Annotated in this window: 15 protein-coding genes; 8 read left to right on the top strand and 7 right to left on the bottom strand. The window is 44.0% G+C overall.

Features of this window, described 5'->3' with window-relative positions:
- The first annotated feature begins 1 nt into the window (after window position 1).
- On the top strand, window positions 2–430 hold the full coding sequence (gene csdE / locus CWO08_RS15505) for a cysteine desulfurase sulfur acceptor subunit CsdE (RefSeq protein ID WP_107899048.1): 429 nt from the start codon (window positions 2–4) through the stop codon (window positions 428–430).
- Between the two features lie 74 nt (window positions 431–504).
- Here csdE and csdA read toward each other — a convergent pair whose 3' ends face one another.
- The 3 genes from csdA to CWO08_RS15490 form a co-directional block, all read right to left on the bottom strand.
- A complete protein-coding gene (gene csdA, locus CWO08_RS15500) occupies window positions 505–1,716 on the bottom strand; it encodes a cysteine desulfurase CsdA (RefSeq protein WP_108020736.1) in 1,212 nt (403 codons plus the stop codon).
- Window positions 1,717–1,803: 87 nt separating this feature from the next.
- Window positions 1,804–2,697, bottom strand: a complete 894-nt coding sequence (panE, locus tag CWO08_RS15495; protein WP_108020735.1) for a 2-dehydropantoate 2-reductase — start codon at window positions 2,695–2,697, stop codon at window positions 1,804–1,806.
- Window positions 2,698–2,807: 110 nt separating this feature from the next.
- Window positions 2,808–3,635 carry an outer membrane protein OmpK gene (locus tag CWO08_RS15490; RefSeq protein WP_108020734.1) on the bottom strand — a complete coding sequence of 276 codons (828 nt, stop codon included), beginning with the start codon at window positions 3,633–3,635 and terminating at the stop codon, window positions 2,808–2,810.
- A gap of 587 nt (window positions 3,636–4,222) precedes the next feature.
- Between CWO08_RS15490 and CWO08_RS15485 the strand changes: the two genes are divergently transcribed.
- Window positions 4,223–5,569: a DUF4397 domain-containing protein gene (locus tag CWO08_RS15485; RefSeq protein ID WP_108020733.1), complete on the top strand. Its 1,347-nt coding sequence runs from the start codon at window positions 4,223–4,225 to the stop codon at window positions 5,567–5,569.
- 78 nt (window positions 5,570–5,647) lie between these two features.
- Here the strand turns inward: CWO08_RS15485 and CWO08_RS15480 are convergent, their stop codons facing one another.
- The 4 genes from CWO08_RS15480 to CWO08_RS15465 form a co-directional block, all read right to left on the bottom strand.
- Window positions 5,648–7,006, bottom strand: a complete 1,359-nt coding sequence (locus CWO08_RS15480) for an MFS transporter (protein WP_048657901.1) — start codon at window positions 7,004–7,006, stop codon at window positions 5,648–5,650.
- 53 nt (window positions 7,007–7,059) lie between these two features.
- Window positions 7,060–7,608 (bottom strand): peptidylprolyl isomerase, encoded by a 549-nt coding sequence (locus tag CWO08_RS15475; protein WP_102480753.1) that lies wholly within the window; start codon window positions 7,606–7,608, stop codon window positions 7,060–7,062.
- Entirely contained in the window at window positions 7,608–8,177 is a 570-nt protein-coding gene (locus CWO08_RS15470) for a YajG family lipoprotein (protein ID WP_048663688.1), read from the bottom strand. The genes CWO08_RS15475 and CWO08_RS15470 overlap by 1 nt, the downstream gene beginning before the upstream one ends.
- A 66-nt stretch (window positions 8,178–8,243) precedes the next feature.
- Entirely contained in the window at window positions 8,244–9,395 is a 1,152-nt protein-coding gene (locus CWO08_RS15465) for a methyltransferase (RefSeq protein ID WP_108020732.1), read from the bottom strand.
- A 174-nt stretch (window positions 9,396–9,569) separates the two neighbouring features.
- On the opposite strand from CWO08_RS15465, the gene bolA reads away from it, so the two are divergent.
- The 6 genes from bolA (at window position 9,570) to nqrE (ending at window position 14,983) form a co-directional block, all read left to right on the top strand.
- Entirely contained in the window at window positions 9,570–9,878 is a 309-nt protein-coding gene (gene bolA, locus CWO08_RS15460) for a transcriptional regulator BolA (protein ID WP_017064186.1), read from the top strand.
- A gap of 521 nt (window positions 9,879–10,399) precedes the next feature.
- On the top strand, window positions 10,400–11,740 hold the full coding sequence (locus CWO08_RS15455; RefSeq protein ID WP_048657905.1) for a Na(+)-translocating NADH-quinone reductase subunit A: 1,341 nt from the start codon (window positions 10,400–10,402) through the stop codon (window positions 11,738–11,740).
- A 5-nt stretch (window positions 11,741–11,745) separates the two neighbouring features.
- Entirely contained in the window at window positions 11,746–12,990 is a 1,245-nt protein-coding gene (locus CWO08_RS15450) for an NADH:ubiquinone reductase (Na(+)-transporting) subunit B (RefSeq protein ID WP_017067139.1), read from the top strand.
- The gene (locus tag CWO08_RS15445) at window positions 12,980–13,747 is read left to right on the top strand and encodes a Na(+)-translocating NADH-quinone reductase subunit C (RefSeq protein ID WP_004735209.1); all 768 of its coding nucleotides are present in this window, start codon (window positions 12,980–12,982) and stop codon (window positions 13,745–13,747) included. Before CWO08_RS15450 ends, CWO08_RS15445 begins: the two co-directional genes overlap by 11 nt.
- Complete coding sequence (locus tag CWO08_RS15440) at window positions 13,747–14,379, top strand: NADH:ubiquinone reductase (Na(+)-transporting) subunit D (RefSeq protein WP_008223083.1); 633 nt, start codon at window positions 13,747–13,749, stop codon at window positions 14,377–14,379. Before CWO08_RS15445 ends, CWO08_RS15440 begins: the two co-directional genes overlap by 1 nt.
- A 7-nt stretch (window positions 14,380–14,386) precedes the next feature.
- A complete protein-coding gene (gene nqrE, locus CWO08_RS15435; protein ID WP_009848375.1) occupies window positions 14,387–14,983 on the top strand; it encodes an NADH:ubiquinone reductase (Na(+)-transporting) subunit E in 597 nt (198 codons plus the stop codon).
- Window positions 14,984–14,994 lie beyond the last annotated feature (11 nt).

The following is a 14,994-nucleotide window of genomic DNA, read 5'->3' as shown; positions in this document are numbered from 1 at the left end:
AATGACCACATTCCCAAGCTCTCCATTCGGCACTGAAATTACCAGTGATGATATTGTCGCGAAAATGCAGACATTCAGCGGCTGGGAAGACCGTTATCGCCAAGTGATTCAATGGGGAAAAAAACTACCTAACATGCCTGATGAACTGAAAAGTGAGCAGGTGATTGTCTCTGGTTGTGAAAGCCAAGTGTGGTTGGTTTCTCAAAATATCGATGGTGTTTGGCACTTTTGTGCTGACTCTGATGCTCGCATCGTTCGCGGTCTGATTGCATTAGTGATGGCTGCGTATGATGGAAAAACATCAGTGCAGATTCAAGGGTTTGATATTGACAGCTACTTTGAAAAAATCGGTCTAATCACTCACCTAAGCCCATCTCGCGGTAACGGCTTAAAAGCGATTGTTGCTCAAATCCAAGAGCTCAGTGCTTAACATCTCTTAGATACACAGAAACAAAAAGGGTTGACGCTAAACGCCAACCCTAAATAATTTCGCTCGTGACTCGGCTAAAGCATATCAACGGCTTTTTCTATCGCCGCTACGAGCCTTTCAACATCATCCATGTTGTTGTAAATGCCAAATGAAATACGAACCGTTCCTTTCACATTAAGAGCATCCATCAATGGGTGAGCACAATGATGCCCTGCACGCACTGCGATACCTTGCTGATCCAGTAGAGTCGCTATATCTTGATGGTGAACGCCATCCATTACAAACGTAATCACACTGGCGTTGGGTTGATAGCCCAAAATCTGAATGTCATCCAGTTTACTGAGCGCAAGGTAAGTCTCGTGCTGTAGCTGGTGGATATGATTTTCGACATCTTGCTGTGTAAAACCACTTAACCATTCTATTGCAGTACTTAATGCTATCGCTCCGGCAACATTTGGTGTGCCTGCTTCGAACTTACCAGGCAGTTCAGAAAACGTGGTGCCAGAAAAAGAGACGCGTTCAACCATTTTGCCACCGCCATGCCACGGCGGCATCGCTTCGAGCAATTCTAGTTTGCCGTAAAGCACACCAATCCCTGCAGGGGCGTAGAGTTTGTGTCCTGAGAATACGTAGAAATCTGCGCCCAAAGTGGCAACATCCACTGGTTCATGGACAATGCCTTGTGCGCCATCGACGACAACCACGGCATTCATCTCATGTGCTTTCTCGATAACTTGCTCAATAGGTTGGCGAGAACCCGTCACATTGGTTATCTGAGCCAGAGCAACAATTTTGGTTCGTTCAGTCAGCAGAGTATCAAAAGCGGCAAGATTAAACTCACAGTCAGATGTCATCGGGATTTTGATGACCTTAGCACCGGTTTGTTCTGCCACAATTTGCCAAGGCACTATGTTGGCGTGATGTTCCATCTCACTCACTAAGATCTCATCACCAGGTTGAAGCGTGCTTCTTGCATACGTTTGAGCGATAAGGTTGAGTGCTTCGGTGGCACCGCGAGTCCAGATAATCTCTTTCGATGAGGTTGCGCCAATAAACTGAGCGACCTTGTCTCTAGCGCCTTCAAATTGGCTGGTAGCGTGCGCGGTTAAACTATGACTGCCACGATGAACATTGGCATTTTGTTTGGAGTAATATTGGCTAATGGCATCAATAACTACCTGAGGTTTTTGTGTTGTTGCCGCGCTGTCTAAGTAAATCAATGGTTGTTGATTGATGGTTTGTGATAGCGCAGGAAACTGCTCTCGGATGTGATTGATATCAAGCATCTGTTCTTACCTAAAATCTTGGAAATTGGTGCTAGCGTTGTGCTTAGCGGTATTGTTATTTTATCGCGACTTGTTAACCGTTGCTGACTAATCTTGATGATTCCAGCTATTTTCTCGTTCTTTAACCTGATCGAAGAGCTTTTGGTTAACCGGAACTTCTATCTGATGCTTACGCGCGTTTTTTATTAGGTGTCCGGTAATGAAGTCGATCTCTGTCTTGCGTTGGTAAAACATATCCTGCTTCATGGATGAGTTGTTCTGGGCTGTGGCTTGGATTACCTGTTTGACGCTCGCTTCTAACTCTTCGATCGAACAATCAATACCTTCTGCCTGAATAACTTTTGTGAGCTCTTCAACGATAGAGCTTAAAGTATCTCCAAACTTTTGCTCTGCAAGTTCGCCATTCTTGACTTGCTCTAACCCAGTCAGTGGGTTGATAGCACAGTTGATGGCGAGTTTAGTCCAAAGCGCGATTTTTATTTGTGGGTTCCAACTCACAGCCGGGAGAGCATTATCCAATACATCAACTAAAAAAGTGCACTGTTGCCCATTGAGGTTAAAAGCACCCAGTTGAGTTTGGCCAAGTCCAGTGTGAGATACACTATTACGATCAGGTTTGAATGCTGCTTGGGTGGTGGTTGCCAATACTATCGGGTGAGCATCAATCTGAGTGGCTATCTCATCTACTGCTCCCATTCCGTTGTGCATGAACATAAGAATGGTATCAGGGTCGAGATATTGAAGTAACGGAGTGGTGGCTTCTTTTACTTGCCAAGCCTTGACCGTGAAAATCACTAAGTCACTCGCTGATAGCTTTTCGATATTGTTGTTACTGAAGTGAAGTGAAGTTTGCTCATCAAGTGATAGGTCAATTGAGGTTTCAGGGGAGCGGCTCCACAAAGAGACATTATGACCAGCTTGAAGTAGTTTTATTGCCCATAAAGAGCCAATTGCTCCAGGTCCAACAATCGTGATGTTCACAGCAATACCAAGATAAGAAAGTGATGCTGCAAGGATAGCGAGGCATTAAATGAAAGCAATAAAAAATGGCACCCGAGGGTGCCATTTTGGAAATTTTCTTAGAAGTTTGATTAGAACTTGTAAGTTACTGCTAGGTAGTGGCTCACACCTGAAGTTTTACCTGCGAATCCACCGTCTTCTAGACCGTAAATAGTTTCGTAAGCTTTAAGACCGTAACCTACAGCATAACGGTCTGAGTGCCAGTAGATACCGTTAAACATTGCGCCGCCGCTGCTTTCTGCGCTGTACTCGTCTTCCATCGCAAATTGCCAATCAATGTAACCTTGGTAAGAGATGAATGAACCGTTCTCAAAGAAGTAGAATGGTTTGAACCAGTTAGTCGAGATTTGGAAACCGTTCCAGTCTTTAATGTTTGAATCGTATGTACCGTAAAGGTTTAAGCCAATTTTGCCTAACCAAGGAACCATTACGTCAGAACCTAGACCGATTTTTTGTTGGTTAACACCAAAAGTACCATTGTCACCATTTGCGTCCGGTGCAATTGTATTCACTCCATCCCACGTGATTTCAGATGCAACGTAAAGCTCTTGTACTGGACCAAATGAAAGGTCTTTACCTGTTAGTCCGTCAAGAGACATACGTGGAGCAAACTTCATGAACATTTTTGCTTGGCTGTCTGCTTTATCGCTACCTGGATCCGAAAGTAGGTTAAATACATCAACATAGCCATATAGGTCGAAGATTCCTGAACGACCGCCAAATTCCATCTCTAGGTAATCATGTGATGATTCACCTGGAAGCTCATCAAATGCACCCATAAGGTTGAATTGCATCCATTTGTAATCGTTCTTATGGATGTCGCCGTCAGAATAATCCGCTGCCATTACAGGAGCAGAAGTTGCTGCAAGTAGGCCAAGAGTTAAAAGTGATTTACGCATAATGGAACTCTCTATGTTTGAAATAAGTAACCCGCTAATCCGTGCGTGTTTATGATGTCCGAATGCCGAGCATAATAGCGATTTTGTTCTCAAATAAAAGTGAGACAGAGTGAAAACTACAATTATTAAGGTGAGGTTGATCACACTAACGATCTAAATGATGGAACTTTAAAGTGGCAATGCATCTAGATGCACCTCTAATTCTATTGATTTTGTGAAATTTGATTATTTTGTGGATAAATAGGTGAAATACTACGCTAAGCAAACGATTCTACTAATTAGAGTGACATGCATATCAAAATCAACAGTATTCTTTTCTATGTAATTTACCCCCAGAAAACGACTAAATCTCTCCTCAGTTAGATCCACTCTTTGATCTATTTTTAACCAGCTCCGTAATGGTGGGGGAATCAATTGATGAACAACTCATGTGATGAGTAATTTGGAATGTCAGCCTTATTACTTTTCCCATCACAGATATTATTGAGACAGTTCACTGCACTAAATACTGAGAGAGTATTTAAAGATTTTTTACTGAGCTTATCTTTTGTGTGACGAACTGGTCTAACTTTTTGGAGAGAAGACCGATGAAATATTCACCATTACTAGCGGTAGCAATATCAGCGCTGTTCATTGTTGGGTGTGACGATGACGATGAACCTACTACACAACTTCAAGCCGTTCACGCATCACCCGATGCACCTTTGGCTAATGTTATCGTCAACAGTCAAGCTCGTTGGACTGGCGTCGATTATGCTCAAGCGTCTGGGTACGCGTCAGTGTCAGAAGGGCAGACTTCAGTGCAAGTTGACGTTCAGCTTCCTGGAGAGGCCGTCGCAACCGTCATACCTCAAAGCCAATTTAACCTGAGCAAAGACCTAGATTACACCGTGATGGTGGTCGGCGATGCTGATGGTTCTAATAACCCGGTTGAGGCTTTAGTTGTTACTCGTCCTGCTGCGGGCACGGCAACAAGTTCAAGTTTAGATGTGCAAGTAGTCCATGCGGCGACAGGTGTCGGCGATGTAAACTTGTATGTCACAGGTCCTAGCGATCCATTGGGTGCACCGTTGGGGACGTTGGCTTATAAAGATTTTACCGATGTGCTCAATATTCCTGCTGGTCAATATCGCGTGAGACTTGAAACAGTCACTGGTAGTGCTATCGCGTTTGATTCAGGAGAGATCACTCTGTCTGGCGGTAGCGAGCTAACGATTGCAGCTGTGCCAAGAGCTGACTCAAACAGTGCATCTCCAGTTAAGTTGATGGTGATGGATGGTAGCGGTTCCTCTTTAATATACGACATGTCAGAAACTGCCGAAGTGAGAGTCGGGCATTTGGTCGATGGCGCACCAGCTGTAGATGTATTTGTTAATTCTGCTAAGTTTGCTCCTCTTGATGGTTTAATGTTTAAAGAAATTCGCGGTTTCTTAGATTTAGCAGCAGGCAGTTATGATATTGATATATACGAAACGGGAACGACGTCTCCGACATTTATTGATGTTGATGGATTAGCTGTATTTGCTGGCATGGATTACAGCGTCTATGCGGTAGGGACAGTAAGTCCACTGAATTTGGAACCTTTGGTTGTTCCTGAAAACCGTCGTCCGGTTGCGACCAGTGCGGTGTTAAACATTACCCACGCCGCTGCTAACCCAATTGCAGCTTCGGTAGATATTTACTTGACCGAGAACACGGGTATTGCTGGTAGCACTCCGGCGCTAAGTGATGTGAAATTCAAAGATTATGCGAATGGCATTTATGTTGCAGCGGGAACTTATTATGTAACGATTACCGTTGCAGGTGACCCATCAACAATCGCTGTTAATTCAGCACAGGCGACCTTGGCTGATGGCGTGGTGTATCAAGTTGTGGCGATCGACGATTCGGCTGGCACAGGCTTCAACCTTATTGTGAGTGATACAACAGACTAGCGTTTACTAAATCAGTAGTGACAAAGTAAAAGAGGGTAGCGTGAAGCTACCCTCTTTCTATTCTGTCTTCTTTTTCTCTTATTCGTGGTTGGTTTTAGCTTTTTCTAGTAAATCTGTGAAAAAGTGGCGCAACGAATAGAGCATGATCAAACTTGGTATCACCATGAGAGCAGTAAGTATAAAGAAGGTTGACCAGTCATTGAGGTAATCAACCAACTCACCGCTGAAGGAAGCTAGTGTGGTGCGACCGAAGTTACCTAAGGATGCGAGTAAGGCGTATTGTGTTGCCGAAAACGCTTGGCCTGTTAATAACGTTAAGAAAGAGACAAAGGCTACTGTCGAAAAGGCGGTCGTGAAGTTATCGACAATGATGGTTGCCAAGAACAAGGTTTCACTAGGGCCTGTTTGAGCTATCCAAGCGAACATTAGATTACTGGCCGCCATTGCCACACCGCCAATCATCAGTCCGCGTACAATACCGAATTTCACATTGAAGACACTGCCTACCAAAGTGAAGAATATGGTTGCTCCCCAGCCAATTAACTTGGAGTAGTGACCGATCTGTTCGTTACTGAAACCTATCTCTTTATAGAAGGTGATCGACATGCGACCTAAGAAGGCTTCACCTATCTTAAATAGGAACACAAACAGCAATAGAGTAATGGCAACTTGAACGCCGTTTCTTTTGAAGAAGTCATAAAACGGTTCAATTACCGTTACACTGAACCAAGCGACAAGCTTTGAGCCGACCACTTTATTGTGGCGCTGCTGTGCTTGCTCTTGTAGGGCTTCACGTTGTGTGTTTGGCTCTCCGACAAAAAGAGTAAACAGCATTAATACAACAACGACACCTGCCATGCCGTAATACACGCCATTCCAACCGATTGAGTCTGCATTAATAAAGGCAAGGTAGCCTGGTAGAGAATACCCTGTCCACCAACCAATTACGGCCATTGCAGAAGCTTGCGGCAGTTTTGATGCTTCGGATTTTGGGAAGGTATCAATACGAAATGCATCAATCGCGATATCTTGCGTGGCTGAGGCAATAGCAATAGCGAGCGCCAACATTGAGGTAAACGCCAAATTTTCTGCGGGATTGACGCCTGCGATGAATAAGGTGCCAATCAAAACAATGGTTTGGCAGAAAAAGATCCAACTGCGGCGCTGGCCGAGTATTGCGTGAAGCACCGGCAGTTTTACTCGGTCTACCAATGGTGCCCATAGAAAGTTAATCGCATAGACGGCAAACACACTACCAAAGTAGCCAATGGCTGCTCGTGTTAAACCTGCATCTTTTAACCAACCAGACATGTTGGATCCAATTAGAACCCATGGGAAGCCGCTCGAACAGCCGAGCATAAACACCCAAAGTAGGCGTTTATCTAGGTAGCTGCGAAAAGTCTGCATCCAAGAAAGAGAGGGAGTGCCTGATGACATAGGGCGTCCTTGTATAGAAAAACGCCCTTAAGAAATAAGGGCGTTGCATTGGATTACTTAAGAAGGGTCACTTTAGTGATGACGATTGGGTCGACTGGAATGTCTGACATGCGGCCCATTCGTTTAGTTGGAATTGTTGCCATCTTTTGTACAACATCAAAACCTTCAGTTACTTTGCCGAATACTGCGTAACCTGGGTTACCACCTTTTGCGTTCAAAAAATCATTATCAGAGAAGTTAATGAAGAACTGGCGAGTTGCAGAATCTGGCGCATTAGTGCGAGCCATAGCGATCGTTGCTGTATCATTCTTTAGGCCGTTGCTGCCTTCATTTTTGATAGGAGCATAAGTCGCTTGTTGATTCATCTCTTGATCGAAGCCGCCACCTTGCGCCATAAAGCCAGGAATAACACGGTGGAAGATAGTACCTTCGTAGCTGCCGTCAGCAACGTACTTTAAAAAGTTCTCAGCACTAACTGGTGCTTGCTCTTGGTTAAGCTCGATAGTGAAGTCGCCTAATGTTGTTTCTACGTTCACTTTAGGACCAGCCCAAACGCTCACGCTCACTAGCATTAATGCAATAAAAGATAGAATGCGACCCATTAGAAACGTTCCTTCATGTAAGTTTGTAGCTCTTGGTCATTGGCAATCTCTTTCAATACCAAGTTGATTACATCGTTAAGCACCATCGCGATATCATCGTTTGAAGCGCTTAATGCACCTGTGCGAGTAGCAGTACCGTTGAATGTTTTAACGAGCTTACCTTCCGGTGTTTCAGCGGTAACTTCAAGCGTTACTTTACCGTCCATTTTGTTTTCCATAATGGTGTGTTCTACGGTAACGAGTGCTTCTTGAATTTCTAAAACAATTGAGTTTTCACTGTTTACGCTTGCACGAAAACCTTGAGACTCTAACTGTTGAGCCACAGCGTTTTCTAGAGAAATACGCATGTTTTGCTTAGCATGAATTGGCTGAATGTTTGAACGGCCACTATCAACCAATGCAACATATTGAGCGGCACGAACATCTTTACTGGTTAGTGTGTATGTTTTACCTTGTACAAGGTTGCTTGAGCTTAGTGAAGCTTCTGGCATTACATTGATCTGTTCTTGCTGAGGGGCTGAACATGCTGTCAAAGCCATAATAGAAGCAGCCAAAATCAGTTTTTTCATTCCTTTATCCTTTCTAAATTCACACCAGAAGCTCGGTATCTTAAATTCTTGTGAAGTCGTTTCTGCTTATTTATTAAAATTCGCAGGTTCTCTTGTTGCTTGTAATATCTCAAATTTTTGGTTTAGTTCAAGCGTTTCAACGTTAGCTTCACCAAATAGTCTTGCTAGTTTGACATCGTATCCGAGGTGTCGGTTGCCAATAACAATTAATTTGCCTCCATTGCTTAGAACATGCTTTGCATCACAGAACATTTGCCACGCAATGTGATCCGTAATCGCTTGTTGCTGATGGAATGGAGGATTACACATCACTAAGTAGGTGCTGTTTTTCTTGAAGCCATCTAAACAGTTGTTGGCGATGAACTGGAAGTTGCCTTCTTCACCAAGGTTATCCTTGACGTTTTGGCGTGCTGATTCCACTGCCATAAAGCTTTCATCCACACAAGTGATACGAGCTTGTGGGTTCAATTGCCCAGCTTTTACACTCAATACACCGTTGCCACAGCCTAGGTCGATGATATGACGCAGCTCAGGATCTTGAGGGATGTGCTCTAGCATATAGCGAGCGCCTTGATCGAGTGCTTCCCCTGAGTAAACATTTGGTAAATTTTTCAGGCGGATATCTTCACCGTCCACATCCCATTCAACAAAAGGCTCTACCGTTTGAATTGGCTGGCAGTTTGGAGACGAGAATACTAAGCGGTGTTTTTTCTTCGCTAGTGATGTTTTGGTTTCGCCTAGGTACTTCTCGAACAGGTTAAGCGTAGAAGTGTGAATCTCTTTTACCTTGTTGACACCGATCACTTGGCAGCCTTCAGGCAAAGCTTGGCGTAGCTGACTCAATTGCCAGATTAGGTGACGATTTGTTTTCGGCAGCTGCATGATCACAAGATCGATACCGTGTGGGATATCATCCATTGTGTTCAAGAAGTTCACTCGGTTACTTTGATTACGCTGTAAGTTTTTCAGAGCACCACGGTGAGAGATAAATGAGTCGCTCATCATAGTGACATCATGGTCTTTCGAGAACCAAGTCGATAGAGCACCGAAGCTGTCGTTCATGATCAGGATGTGTTTACCAGGTTCAAGGTTCATCTCTTCAACATGACTGATCAGGTATTCGTCGCCCGCATCCCAAGCTTGAAGGGTTTCATTTGAACGTTTAGGGAAACGATGTAAGGTCAAAGTTCTGTCGTGAAGGGTAAATTCGGTTTTCATTGCTTGAGATACTTATGTAAGAAATAACAAAGATATTGTCTCAAATGCAGCCTGAACAAGATAGAAAAAACTCAACCAAACCTATGCCATTTGCTATGAAATACTCAGACACTCGACCTGTTAGGGTTTATACTCACCCCACGGATAATGCCAATACGTTATTAAGGAATCACAATGATCCAAGAAGTTATCGAAACAAAATTGCACAATGAGTTTTCACCAAGTCATTTAAACGTGGTCAATGAGAGCTATATGCACAATGTTCCGGCTGGTTCTGAGAGTCATTTCAAAGTGATTGTTGTCAGCGATGTGTTTGAAGGTTTGCGTCTTATTGCTCGTCATCGAGCGGTAAATAAAGCCCTTTCAGAAGAGCTGGCGAACAATATTCATGCATTGTCCATTCACACTTATACAAAAGATGAATGGATGAAGCAGCTAGATAACGTGCCAGATAGCCCGATGTGTATGGGCGGCGGTAAGTAAGAAAGCTTACGAATACAGAAGAGGTGGCGATGCCGCCTTTTTTGTCGTCAAATTCATCTGTTTTTCGTTGTTATATCACTCAAACTGATGGTAAATCGAACGGCTGAAAATACCTACAATGAGTAATGTTTTTATTAACAGTGTTTCAACATAACTCGTAAAATATTAGTTTGTGACAGAGTATTAATCTCTTGTTTAAAACACGATTCAAAAGCCAATTTATCTGTGCGGCTCGTCAAATTTATACATATTTGAGAGTCCATATGCTTCAAATCTCACCAAATAAAGGCCGTATTCAAGTTATTGGTCATGGCATCAAGTTGTCAAAAAATGCTAGAATACGGCACCTGATAAATCTCACATAATTAGTGTGATGAATTTATTAAGATAATGTTGCGATTTTGGTATTTCAAATCTACCGAAACCGGACACTGTAATGTCGTGTCTAAGGGCGATTTTAAAACGTCCCGAATTTACGCAATTAAAAGAATCTTTTTCCCGATAAAGTAGTGCAAGTGCGTATGATTACAATAAAGAAGGGTTTGGATCTTCCTATCGCAGGAACTCCATCCCAGGTGATTAATGATGGTAAGTCCATCACTAAAGTCGCCTTGCTTGGCGAAGAGTACGTTGGTATGCGTCCTACGATGCATGCTCGCGTTGGTGATGAAGTGAAGAAAGGCCAAGTTCTTTTTGCAGATAAAAAGAACCCAGGTGTTGTATTTACTTCTCCAGCAAGCGGTAAAGTTATTGAAGTGAACCGTGGTGCTAAGCGTGTTCTTCAATCAGTAGTGATTGAAGTAGCAGGTAATGAGCAAATCACGTTCAATAGCTATGAAGCTAACCAACTAACAAGTCTTGACCGTGAAACGGTTAAAGCTCAGTTAGTTGAGTCTGGCGCATGGACCGCTTTGCGAACTCGTCCGTTCAGCAAGGTTCCAGCAGTTGATTCTGAAACTCAGGCTATTTTCGTTACTGCTATGGATACTAATCCACTAGCAGCTGAGCCAGAATTAATCATTAACGAGCAGTCTGATGCTTTCGTTGCTGGTTTAGATCTTCTTTCAACTCTGACTAACGGTAAAGTGTACGTTTGTAAAAAAGGTACTAGCTTACCTCGTTCAGCTCAGTCTAACGTTGAAGAACATGTTTTTGATGGCCCACACCCTGCAGGTCTTGCAGGCACGCATATGCATTACCTATATCCGGTAAATGCACAAAATGTAGCGTGGAGCATTAACTACCAAGATGTTATCGCATTCGGTAAGCTTTTCCTTACTGGTGAGATTTACTCTGAGCGTGTTGTTTCTCTGGCTGGTCCAGTGGTTAACAACCCACGTCTAGTTCGTACTCAAATTGGTGCTAGCCTTGAAGAGTTGACAGACAGCGAGTTAATGCCAGGCGAAGTTCGTGTGATTTCTGGTTCTGTACTTACGGGTACTGAAGCAACAGGTCCACATGCTTTCCTTGGTCGTTACCATCAGCAAGTTTCTGTTCTACGTGAAGGTCGTGATAAAGAGCTATTCGGCTGGGCTATGCCTGGTAAGAACAAGTTCTCTGTTACTCGTTCATTCCTTGGTCACCTGTTTAAAGGTCAGTTGTTCAACATGACAACGACGACAAACGGTAGTGACCGCTCAATGGTTCCAATTGGTAACTACGAGCGCGTAATGCCTCTAGATATGGAACCTACATTGCTGCTTCGTGATCTATGTGCAGGCGACATTGATAGTGCTCAAGCACTTGGTGCGCTAGAGCTAGACGAAGAAGATGTAGCATTGTGTACCTTTGTATGTCCAGGTAAGTACGAGTACGGTCAACTACTTCGTGAATGCCTAGATACGATTGAGAAGGAAGGGTAATTTTCATGGGCCTTAAAAAGTTTCTTGAAGACATCGAGCATCATTTTGAGCCAGGTGGTAAACACGAGAAGTGGTTTGCGCTTTACGAAGCAGCAGCGACAGTGTTCTACACGCCAGGTCTTATTACAAAGAAAAGCTCGCACGTTCGTGATAGCGTTGATTTAAAACGTATCATGATCATGGTTTGGTTCGCGGTATTCCCAGCAATGTTCTGGGGTATGTACAACGCGGGTGGCCAAGCTATCGCAGCACTTAACCATATGTACGCAGGCGCTGAACTAGCATCTGTTATCAGTGGTAACTGGCACTACTGGCTAACCGAAATGCTTGGCGCCTCCTTAGGAGCCGATGCAGGTGTTGGCAGCAAGATGCTACTTGGTGCGACATACTTCCTACCTATCTACGCAACGGTATTCATCGTTGGTGGTTTCTGGGAAGTTCTGTTCTGTATGGTGCGTAAGCACGAAGTAAACGAAGGCTTCTTTGTTACTTCTATCTTATTTGCGCTTATCGTTCCGCCAACACTTCCTCTATGGCAAGCAGCACTAGGTATTACCTTCGGTGTTGTAGTCGCTAAAGAGATCTTCGGTGGTACGGGTCGTAACTTCCTGAACCCTGCACTTGCTGGCCGTGCGTTCCTATTCTTTGCATACCCTGCACAGATTTCAGGTGACGTAGTTTGGACTGCTGCAGACGGTTTCTCTGGTGCAACTGCTCTTAGCCAATGGGCTCAAGGCGGCGGTAGCGCACTAATGAACGTAACATCTGGTGAAGCAATCACTTGGATGGACGCATTCATTGGTAACATCCCAGGTTCTATCGGTGAAGTATCGACTCTAGCACTTATGATCGGTGCTGCGATGATCGTATACATGCGTATCGCTTCATGGCGTATCATTGCTGGTGTAATGATCGGTATGATTGCAGTGTCTACGCTGTTTAACGTGATCGGTTCTGATACTAACGCAATGTTCAGCATGCCTTGGCACTGGCACCTAGTTCTTGGTGGCTTCGCGTTCGGTATGTTCTTCATGGCGACTGACCCAGTATCAGCTTCATTTACCAACAAAGGTAAGTGGTGGTACGGCATCCTAATCGGCGCAATGTGTGTAATGATCCGTGTAGTTAACCCTGCATACCCAGAAGGCATGATGCTTGCGATTCTATTCGCAAACCTATTTGCTCCTCTGTTTGACCACGTTGTAATCGAGAAGAACATTAAGCGGAGACTAGCGCGCTATGGCAAGTAATAACGATAGCATTAAAAAGACGCTGTTTGTTGTTATCGCATTGAGCTTAGTGTGCTCAATCATCGTTTCAACAGCTGCAGTTGTTCTTAAACCTAAGCAACAAGCTAACGCGGTTCTGGATCAGCAAACTAAGATCCTTGAAGTTGCGGGCATTGAACTTGCGGGTAACATTCCAGCACTGTACGCAGAGAACATTGAACCTCGTCTAGTTGATTTCGCTACTGGTGATTTCGTTGACGGCGACGCTGCTGCATACGACCAACGTAAAGCGGCAAAAGATCCAGCTCAGTCAATTAAGCTTTCAGCTGAAGATGACATCGCTAAGATCATTCGTCGTGCTAACACAGGTACTGTATACCTTGTGAAAGATGGCGCTGAAACTTCTAAAGTTATCATCCCTGTTCACGGTAACGGTCTATGGTCAATGATGTACGCATTCGTTGCGGTAGAAACTGATGGCAACACAGTTTCTGGTATCACTTACTACGAGCAAGGTGAAACTCCTGGACTTGGTGGTGAAGTTGAGAACCCAACTTGGCGCGCTCAATTCGTTGGTAAGAAATTATTCGACGAAAACCACAAACCTGCTATTCAGGTTGTTAAAGGTGGCGCTCCTCAAGGTTCTGAGCACGGTGTAGATGGCCTTTCTGGTGCAACACTGACTAGCGTTGGTGTTCAACATACATTTGACTTCTGGTTAGGTGATATGGGCTTTGGTCCGTTCCTAGCAAAAGTTCGTGACGGAGGTCTGAACTAATGTCTAGTGCAAAAGAAATTAAAAAGAGCATCTTAGCGCCGGTGTTGGACAACAACCCAATCGCGCTACAGGTTCTTGGTGTGTGTTCTGCTCTTGCGGTAACCACTAAGCTAGAAACAGCATTTGTTATGACTATCGCGGTAATGTTCGTTACTGCTCTGTCTAACTTCTTCGTTTCTTTGATCCGTAACCACATTCCTAACAGTGTGCGTATCATCGTTCAGATGGCAATCATCGCATCATTAGTAATCGTGGTAGACCAAGTGCTTAAAGCATACCTATACGATATCTCTAAGCAGCTATCTGTATTCGTAGGCCTAATCATTACTAACTGTATTGTAATGGGTCGTGCTGAAGCATTCGCAATGAAGTCTGCGCCAATCCCATCTCTAATCGATGGTCTTGGTAACGGTCTTGGTTACGGTTTCGTTCTTATCACTGTTGGTTTCTTCCGTGAGCTTCTAGGCTCTGGCAAACTATTTGGTATGGAAGTACTACCTCTAGTGAGCAACGGTGGTTGGTATCAGCCAAACGGCTTGATGCTTCTAGCACCTTCTGCATTCTTCCTAATTGGTTTCTTGATTTGGGCAATTCGTGTGTTCAAACCAGAACAAGTAGAAGCGAAGGGGTAAGGTAGTCATGGAACATTATATTAGTCTGCTAGTTAAATCGATTTTCATCGAAAACATGGCGCTTTCTTTCTTCCTAGGTATGTGTACATTCCTTGCGGTATCTAAGAAAGTTAAAACTTCTTTTGGTCTTGGTGTTGCGGTAGTTGTAGTACTTACAATCGCTGTTCCTGTAAACAACCTTGTTTACACACACATCCTGAAAGAAAACGCGCTTGTTGAAGGTGTCGATTTAAGTTTCCTTAACTTCATCGCATTCATCGGTGTTATCGCGGCACTTGTACAAATCCTAGAGATGGTTCTAGACCGTTTCTTCCCACCTTTGTACAACGCACTAGGTATCTTCCTTCCACTGATCACAGTTAACTGTGCAATCTTTGGTGGTGTATCTTTCATGGTAACTCGTGACTACAACTTTGCGGAATCTGTTGTTTACGGCTTCGGTTCTGGTGTGGGTTGGATGTTAGCTATCGTTGCTCTTGCGGGTATCCGTGAGAAGATGAAGTACTCTGACGTACCTCCAGGTCTTCGTGGCCTTGGTATCACGTTCATTACTGTTGGTCTGATGGCGTTAGGCTTTATGTCTTTCTCTGGTGTTCAACTGTAGGGTAAGCACCC

It is taken from the genome of Vibrio sp. 10N.286.48.B8 (assembly GCF_003050085.1).
In the GTDB taxonomy this organism is placed as follows: domain Bacteria; phylum Pseudomonadota; class Gammaproteobacteria; order Enterobacterales; family Vibrionaceae; genus Vibrio; species Vibrio crassostreae.
This window is presented reverse-complemented; position numbering and strand designations above follow the sequence as displayed.